3 protein-coding genes and 1 pseudogene are annotated in these 9,332 nt (G+C 43.5%); 3 read left to right on the top strand and 1 reads right to left on the bottom strand.

The genetic code is table 11. The features are described 5' to 3' along the window. Positions 1-280: 280 nt before the first annotated feature. Positions 281-1,414, bottom strand: a complete 1,134-nt coding sequence (locus AC5590_RS31500) for an RpoD/SigA family RNA polymerase sigma factor (protein WP_169267194.1) — start codon at positions 1,412-1,414, stop codon at positions 281-283. Between the two features lie 1,208 nt (positions 1,415-2,622). Between AC5590_RS31500 and priA the strand changes: the two are divergent. The 3 genes and pseudogenes from priA to AC5590_RS31515 form a co-directional block, all read left to right on the top strand. Continuing rightward, positions 2,623-5,249 (top strand): annotated as a pseudogene (priA, locus tag AC5590_RS31505) (primosomal protein N'). Between the two features lie 473 nt (positions 5,250-5,722). Then, positions 5,723-7,936 carry an alpha-glucan family phosphorylase gene (glgP, locus tag AC5590_RS31510; RefSeq protein ID WP_169267195.1) on the top strand — a complete coding sequence of 738 codons (2,214 nt, stop codon included), beginning with the start codon at positions 5,723-5,725 and terminating at the stop codon, positions 7,934-7,936. A 303-nt stretch (positions 7,937-8,239) separates the two neighbouring features. Then, positions 8,240-9,332, top strand: a 1,093-nt coding sequence (locus tag AC5590_RS31515; protein WP_169267196.1) for a cytochrome P450, incomplete at its 3' end; no start/stop codon positions are given.

The raw sequence follows: 9,332 nt of genomic DNA on the forward strand, positions 1-9,332 counted from the left end.
TTTTAACGGACTTGGTTTATTAGCCCAGAACTTGAGTTCTGGGCGTACTCAGCCGGAGGTGCAAGATCTGAGTAACGCTTAACAGGAAAAAAGGCTCTTGAAGTGTACCTAGCTTCGCCAAAAATAAAATAGTAGTCCTATAGTTATTAATTGTTAGTTATTAGCCCATAATTTATAATTTTCGTCAATCGTTCTAGATTTTTGGCTTTTGAGTTGTCAAAGGACACTTTGCTTAAGTCAGGGAACCCGGCTACACAAGTGTCCTGCTGTTGACTTTCAACTACACCAGCCACCCTTTTAAGCGTTTGGCTATGTGAGGACGTCGTAACTTTCGCATAGCTTTGCTTTGAATTTGTCGTACTCGCTCGCGGGAAAGATTGAACATAGTACCAACTTCTTCCAAGGTACAAGGTTCACTGGTAATCAAACCATACCGTAGAGAGATGACGTCTTTTTCTCGTGGAGTAAGTACGTCACCTAAAACTTCCCAAATCTCCTGGCGCATCATGCTTTCATTCATTTTGGCCTCTGGAGAGAGGTTGTCTTCATCTTCTAGCAAATCCATCAATTCCGTGTCTTCTTCTTTTCCCACACGGTGGTTGAGGGACAGTGCTTGTCGTCGTAGTTGTTGCAGTTGGCGTAGTTGTGGCGCGGGAACATCCAAAGCTTCTGCCATTTCCTGTTCGGATGGGTTGCGCCCTAGTCTCTGTTTGAGTTCTCGTTGCGCTTTTTTGAGTTTGTTAAGTTTTTCAACAATATGAATTGGTAAGCGAATTGTCCGCGCATCATTAGCTATTGCCCGCGTAATTGCTTGTCTTATCCACCAATAGGCATAAGTAGAAAACTTATATCCTTTATCGGGGTCAAATTTTTCTGTTGCACGATTTAACCCCATCGCTCCTTCTTGAATTAAATCCAGAAAAGGAACTCCCCTATTTAAATATCGTTTAGCAATAGAGACAACCAACCGTAGGTTTGAGCGGATCATTTTACGTTTTGCAACCCGCCCTTGATACAACCGATGTTCCAGTTGTTTTTCTGTCATTCCGAGATGGGAAGCAGCAGTTTCCTTACTCGGTTGATTTTCGAGCTTTTCAAGTAAAGAAGCTTGCAATTCCCTAATTTCTTCCACAAACCGGACTCTACGCGCTAATTCCACCTCTTCATCTGGCTTTAGCAACGGATAGCGAGCCATTTCTTTAAAAAACGCGCCGACAGCATCGTCATACTCGGTTTTATTATATCCTGAAGGACGCGCCGCCGCCATCCGGTCTCCATCGCGATCTTCGGCTTCTATATTTTCTACTACTATTAGGGACTCATCTTCTGCCACTGCATCTAACGTAATAAACAGTTCTTCATTTTCGGCAGCATTTCCCATTGTCTCCATTGTTCCCAATTCAGCTATATTCATAGTTTCCCTCAGAGATTATTGCTCTGTTTGGTACATAGTTAATGACAGCTACTCTGGCGAAGCTTGTTAATTCTCCTCAAAGATAAAGACACCCGCCACATGACAAGATACAAATATTTGCCCAAAAGTTGTGTGATTCTGAACAACAGTATCTATCTGTGATTACTGGAAGCTCATGCTTTGGTAAAAGTGTGTTAAGCGGATGACTTTTAAAAAAATGTCAATACTTACCATAAGTTGGGATCAAAGTAGAAGTACGATCTAACAGGGAACACTCTCACACAAGCCCGTTAATTTTTTATCTTTGGGGTTGGTTCATACTTCATTCTTAACACTTAAACCTCAGTTGATTTCATCTGTAGGTGACAGATAGATACAGTTCTTAACTTATTTTGGTAGTGGCTTCCCATTAACATTTTTTTCAGGCTAATAACACATATGTTGCTTTTTTTATGTTTTAAAAATCTGTCCAACCCTCCTGAATGACAATTCTCATATTTAACAATTATAAAAACTCATACGCTTATCTCCAAATCCTTAAATCTTTTTGTGTTTTTATTACTTTTCTGACTTTTTATGTCTGGAAATTGGCATTAACTATCTGATTTTTGATGGTGGGATTATGCATCGCTCTTAATCTTTCCCCGAAATCGGCAATCTGGCAAGTAAAACCTTAGCAATATCTTCTCCTGATACAGGATCTCACATACACCTAGGCTTAAATATCTATCAATAGGGGGAAAAGCATTTTTCCCCATTTAGTAATCATAGAAACTTAACTGAAAAAAGCTGGAATTGTCTAATTTCGTTTGAGTTCGCGGAAATATTTCTTGCTTTCTACAGTTAGGAGTATTTTTCTACTAGATTACATAAGACGAAACTTATCAAGTATTATGTCTGTTGGCAGTATTGACAATTACATTTTCGACCAAAGGATGTATATATTTAGAGTTGAGGAATCTTGGTTAAGATAGACAAACTGGTTCTAATGGTGCTCATTGTTATGTCGAAAGTTATAAAAGAATGACTACGGATAAATCCTAAAGATAGAATCAGGATTTTTTTTCCCAAGACTTAATTCGTGACTTATAACTATTTTTCTAAGTGCTTGAGTTATCTGGAGGATTTCAAAGAAAAAGACTTCTTAAGGACTAGGGATTTGGAACTGTTCTGGTAAAGAAAATATCTGTATTATTAGTTCACAAAGTATGTATATGAATGGTGTCAGCTTGTCCTCTTTGATAGTTGCCGAACCTGGTCAATCTTACCAGTCAGAAAAACTAGTGAATCGTTGGATTGAAGTACTAGTAGACTGTCCGGGAGGTTCAGGAGTTTATACATATCGCCTAAGCGATCATTTGGAAGTAAAACCAGGGGATATTTTAAGTGTCCCATTTGGTACACAAGTGTTAGGAGGAATCGCCATTCGTTTTGTAACACAAATTTCAGTAGATTTACCAATAGACAAAGTCCGTAATGTAGAAGATGTCGTCAGTGTAGGTTTTTTTGCCTCGAATTATTGGGAAGTTTTGAATCGAGTTGCATCATACTATTATACACCGCTAATTCAAGTCATACGTATCGCCTTACCACCTGGTTTGTTAGGGCGATCGCAGCGTCGCATTCGCCTCACAAAAAATGACAACAAAGAAACAAACCTCTCATCCCCTTCATCCTCCCTACCCTTCCTCTCCTCACCAGCACAGCAAATTCTCAAACTTTTACAAGCACAAGCAGATGGAGATTACAGTTTCGTCTACCTGCAACGCCAAGTCAAAGCTGCTTACCAAGGTGTACGCGAATTGCAGCGACGGGGAATGGTCGAAAGTTACTTAGAACCACCGCAACTAACTCGACCAAAGCAGCAAAAAGCAGTCACAATGATAGGTGCTACATTTGAACGTGACTTAACCATTCGCCAGCGAGAAGTTTTGGAAGTGCTGCGAAAGCGCGGAGGCGAGTTGTGGCAAAGTGAACTGTTACAAATTTGTAGTGCAAGTACCTCCATCCTTAAGACGTTAGAACAAAAGGGATATATCGTCATCCAAGAACGAGAAGTCTTGCGAACTGCTGCTGTGTTCCCTCCCCTTGGAGATGGTACACAAGGACAGACTCCCGCAATGGATGTGACCAAGATATTAACATCAGCTCAATCGGAAGCGTTAGGGGTCATTACCCATCTAGAAGGATGCGCTACAGTCTTGTTGCATGGTGTCACCGGTTCTGGGAAAACAGAAGTATATTTGCAAGCAATAAGCCCTCTACTAAAGAAAGGCAAGTCTGCCCTTGTCTTAGTACCAGAAATTGGACTCACACCTCAGTTGACTGATCGTTTCCGTGCTCGTTTCGGTAACAAAGTGAGCGTTTACCACAGCGCCCTTTCAGACGGTGAACGTTATGACACCTGGAGGCAAATGTTAACCGGAGAACCCCAAGTTGTCATCGGTACGCGCAGTGCAGTTTTTGCTCCTTTACCAAACTTGGGTTTAATCATATTAGACGAAGAACACGACAGCAGCTTTAAGCAAGATTCTCCCATCCCCACCTACCATGCCCGCACCGTTGCACAGTGGCGAGCAGAGTTAGAAAACTGTCCCCTGGTGCTGGGTTCAGCAACCCCCTCGCTGGAAACCTGGGTGAGTGTGGGGGAAGCTGAGTCCTATGCCCAAAGGGCACGCTACGCGAACGGACACGCTGCGCGAACGGGAGCAGGGGAGCAGGGGGAGAAATAACTTCCTCACTCCCTCCCACTCACTACCTCTCTCTTCCCGAACGCGTGTACTCCCGTCCTCTGCCTCCGGTGGAAGTTGTGGATATGCGCCTAGAATTGCAACAGGGAAATCGTTCTATATTTAGTCGTTCCTTGCAATCCGCTTTGGAGCAATTGCAAGAACGTCGTCAGCAAGGAATTTTATTTATTCATCGTCGGGGACATAGCACTTTTGTTTCTTGTCGCAGTTGTGGATATGTCTTGGAATGTCCAAACTGCGATGTGTCGCTGTCGTATCACCATACAGAAGAGAACGCGCAGCAAACACTGCGGTGTCATTACTGTAATTTTGCGCGATCGCATCCCCGAAATTGTCCAGAATGCAGTTCTCCCTACCTAAAATTTTTCGGCAGTGGTACCCAACGAGTCGCGCAGGAGTTAGCAAAACAGTTTCCCCAATTGCGCTTCATTCGTTTTGATAGCGATACCACCCGTACAAAAGGAGCACACCGTACTCTTCTGACACAGTTTGTTAACGGTGAAGCAGATTTGTTAGTCGGTACGCAAATGCTCACCAAAGGATTAGATTTGCCTCAAGTCACACTCGTGGGTGTTGTTGCTGCAGATGGACTGCTGCATCTATCAGATTATCGCTCCAGCGAACGAGCATTGCAAACCTTGACACAGGTTGCAGGACGTGCTGGTAGAGGAGATGAGCCAGGACGAGTGATTGTCCAAACTTACACTCCAGAACATCCTGTGATTGAAGCAGTACAAAATCACGATTATCAGTCTTTTATAGATGCCGAATTGGAACAACGGCAAGCACTCAATTATCCTCCCTATGGGAGATTGATTTTATTGCGCTTAAGCAGTCCTGATCAAATTCAGGTAGAGAACACAGCTGGGATCATAGCAGCAGCTTTGGCGACTCATGAAGGGTTAGACATTTTAGGACCAGCACCCGCTTCTATTTTACGGGTTGCCAATCGTTACCGCTGGCAAATATTGCTAAAATTTGCCCCCAGTGCCTTACCACAGTTGCCAGATTGGGAGGAAGTGCGTCAACTTTGTCCTAAAACTGTCAGTTTAACAATTGATGTTGACCCGTTAAATATGATTTAAGCAAGCCCTGGCTCTAAAGGAATCTTAAAAGCCCCCTTTTTAAGGGGAGGGGGTTGGGGGATCTCTTCTGCGTAAGCCCTAACATAGCAATCCCGTTTAATCTGTGAAATTCTATTTATTCAGATGAAGTGGGGAATCTTGATTGATTACCATATATTAAGAAAAAATAATAAAAACTAAATTAAAAGAACGTCAATTAATTTGATGCAGATCAAGTTGTCAAAACTGCCAAAAAAGAAGGATGATTTGGATTACGTCTGGAAAAATAAAAACCGTCAAAAAACGACTCCACGCTTGAAACAGTTATCAGTTATCAGTTATCAGTTACCAGTTATCAAGTACCACTCGTATCAGTTATCAGGTAGGAAACGGACTCGTCCACCCCTTGTTCACTGTTCACTGTTCACTGTCTCCCCACTGGGAAGCAAATTTTGACGGCAAAACAGAAAAACTAAGAGAGCACCTAGAGTTTTATGAATATCAGCAGTGCAAATACCGCAGTGCAAGTACTGGGTGAGAAATTACCTTTTCCACTCAAGCGCTTGGCTTCTTTGGCTTATAACTATTGGTGGAGTTGGACGAGCGATCGCATCGCGCTGTTCCAAACCATCGATCCTCAAGTATGGGAACGCTGCGGGCATAATCCTGTGGAAATGTTACAGTCAGCGACATACGAACGTCTTACCCAGCTTGCTGAAGACCCGTATTATCTCAAGCAAATAGGGTCACTCGTGCGCGAGTTTGACGAATATATGAGCACAAAAGACACTTGGGTGAGTCGGGTTGCACCACAAATTACCCAAGAACATCCCATTGCTTACTTTTGTGCTGAATTTGGCATACATGAATCTTTGCCTGTCTACTCTGGTGGTTTAGGCATTCTTGCAGGTGACCACCTAAAATCAGCATCAGATTTGGGAGTCCCAATGGTTGGTGTCGGCTTGTTGTATCGCCAAGGTTACTTCCGACAACGGTTGAATCGTGGCGGTTGGCAAGAAGATTACTACGTTGACAACCCCTTCTCCCAAATGCCTATGGAGTTAATGAGAAATTGGCACGGGGAACCAATCACGATACAGTTGCAAGTTCGCCAACGAATGGTGAGAGTGCAAATTTGGCGAGTGCAAGTGGGGCGAGTGAGTCTTTACTTATTGGATAGCGATCGCCAGGATAATGATCCCATAGACCGCTGGCTAACTGGACACCTTTACGGCGGTAACCAGGAAACTCGCATAGCCCAAGAAGTTGTCTTGGGAATTGGTGGTGTCAAAGCGTTAACAGCTTTGGGGATACAACCTTCTGTCCATCACCTCAACGAAGGTCATGCTGCATTCTCCACTTTAGAAGTTGCACGCCAAGAAATTGAGCGCACTGGCAAATCCTTCTACGACATCGAAGCCGATGTGCGAAATCGTTGTGTGTTCACCACCCACACACCCGTTCCCGCAGGTCATGATGTCTTCTCACCTGACTTGATAGACTCCTTCTTTGCCCATTACTGGACTCAGCTACGCCTATCCCGCCAGCAATTCTTGGCATTAGGCGCACGCCGACTGGGCGACCCTTGGGAACCCTTTGGCATGACAGTTTTGGCACTACGGATGTGTCGTGCAGCCAATGGCGTCAGCGAATTGCACGGTCATGTTTCTCGTAAAATGTGGACAATTTTGTATCCACAACGTTCTGAAGACAAAGTCCCCATCGGTTACATTACTAATGGCGTCCATGCGCCCACTTGGACTGCTCCCTTAATGGCAGAGCTGTACGCTCAATACTTAGGCGAAGACTGGAAAACTCGTGTCATTGACCCGAAGACGTGGGAGAAAGTTGATAATATTCCAAATGAGGAACTCTGGTGGCGACACTTAGTCTTAAAAGAAAGACTGATTGCCTACACTCGATATAAAGTGAAAAAAGCACGGGAACAACGCGGTGAACAATACCAAATAATTCAAGCGGCAGAAACACTGCTTGATCCCAAAGTGCTGACTATCGGATTTGCCAGACGCTTTAGCCCATATAAGCGCGGTCATCTGCTTTTGCGTGACGCCGAACGGGCAATGAGAATTTTTGGCAATGCACAACGTCCTGTACAAATTATTTTTGCAGGTAAAGCTCACCCAGCTGATGAAGAAGGCAAACGGATTATCCAACGCTTAATGGAATGGTGTCAGCATTCCGCAATTCAGCATCGAGTTGCTTTTATTGAAGACTATGACATTTACGTTGGTCAAAAACTTGTCCAAGGTGTTGATGTTTGGTTAAACAACCCCCGTCGCCCCTTAGAAGCTTCTGGTACGAGTGGGCAAAAAGTCTGCTTTAATGGTGGAATTAATTGCAGCGTCCTCGATGGTTGGTGGTGCGAAGGATACAAAGCAGATGCAAATGGTCAAGGGATAAATGGGTGGGCAATTGGTGAGGATGCTCACACCAGTGATCAAGATTTACAAGATAGCATAGATGCACAATCCCTTTATAAGCTTTTGGAAGAGCAAATAGTCCCCTTGTACTACGACCAAGATGCTAACGGCACTCCTCACGGCTGGGTGCAAATGATGAAGGCATCAATCAAGACGAATGCACCATTGTTCAACACGGATAGGATGATTGCCGATTACGTTTCGCAGGTATACGTCCCAGAAATTGCCACTCGTGTTGGACCGATTTTAGCAAAGGTTCTAGTGTAAGGAATTTTAAGTTTCTTGGTTCAGCTTGTAGGCAGGTTTAAAACCTGCCTTTTTTTTTATTTTATTAATAGTAGAAACAAATTTTCCTATCTTGCTCATAATTGACGTTTTTCTTTAGATTTCCGACTTTTCAAAAAAGTCAGGAATCTTGTTATTCATGAATTGATTTAGTAGGATTGCTATATTTGGATAATAGATTTACTTGTCCTTCAAACAGTGAAAACTGGTAACTGATAACTGATAAATGACAGGCTAAGCCTGGTCTTGGTTCAATAATTCTTTAGTATCAGGAAAGCATCAAAAATGCCCGAACAGAAACTGCCTGACGGTCCTCAAACTCACCCTTTGGTACAGACGCTTCAATGGCTGACTAACCCCTTAGAATACATGGAAGCTTGTGCTCAACGCTATGGTGATCTCTTCACTCTCAGGATTGGTCCAGTTTTTAAGCCACAAGTATTTATAAGTAACCCCCAAGCGATTCAACAAATTTTTACCACTGATCCAAAATTATTGGACTCTGGTGAACCAGCAGGTATTCAATCATCTTTATTGGGGCGACAATCAATGCTGGCGCTAGAAGGTAAGCCTCATCAGCGACAACGAAAGCTGTTGACACCTCCTTTTCATGGGGAAAGGATGCTAGCTTATGGTAAGCTAATCCCCGATATTACCAAGCAAGTGACGAGTCAATGGCAGATTGGCGAACCCTTTTCTGTCCTACCTTCTATGCAAGCAATCTCCTTCCAAGTTATTTTGAAAGCTGTCTTTGGTCTAGAGGAAGGGGCACGTTACGAAAAGCTCAAAGAACTCCTGATTGCAATCCTGAATCCAAAGAGACCTTTGTTGAGAGCTGTCATGCTTCTTTTCCCATTACTCCAACGGGCTTTAGGTCCGTGGAGTCCTTGGAAAAACTTTATGCGCCAAAGACAGCAAATAGATGAACTCATCTACGCCGAGATTCGGGAACGCAAACAGCAACCAGACAATTCATCTCGGAGTGATATTCTGTCTTTGATGATATCGGCTCGCGATGAGCAAGGGCAGCCGATGACGGATGTAGAGTTACGCGATGAGTTGATGACGCTCTTGGTAGCGGGTCACGAAACTACTGCAAGTGCGTTATCTTGGGCATTATATTGGATGCACCATGTGAGCGAAGTGCGTGAGAAATTACTGCAAGAACTGGATAGTTTGGGTGAAAACCCAGATCCGAACGCTATTTTTCGTTTGCCCTATTTAAATGCTGTCTGTTATGAAACACTGCGCCTTTACCCAGTGGCGATGTTGGCATTAAAGCGATTGGTGAAATCACCCCTAGAAATCGGGGGCTATGAGTTTGAGCCTGGTACTCTGCTGATTCCATCTATTTATCTAACCCATCATCGCGAAGATT

The organism is Brasilonema octagenarum UFV-OR1 (assembly GCF_963888615.1).
Classification (GTDB): domain Bacteria; phylum Cyanobacteriota; class Cyanobacteriia; order Cyanobacteriales; family Nostocaceae; genus Brasilonema; species Brasilonema sennae.

Excerpts from the sequence above, each read along its gene's own strand:
- AC5590_RS31500 (WP_169267194.1), bottom strand. The coding sequence starts at position 1,414 with ATGAATATAGCTGAATTGGGAACAATGGAGACAATGGGAAATGCTGCC.
- glgP (WP_169267195.1), top strand. The coding sequence starts at position 5,723 with ATGAATATCAGCAGTGCAAATACCGCAGTGCAAGTACTGGGTGAGAAA.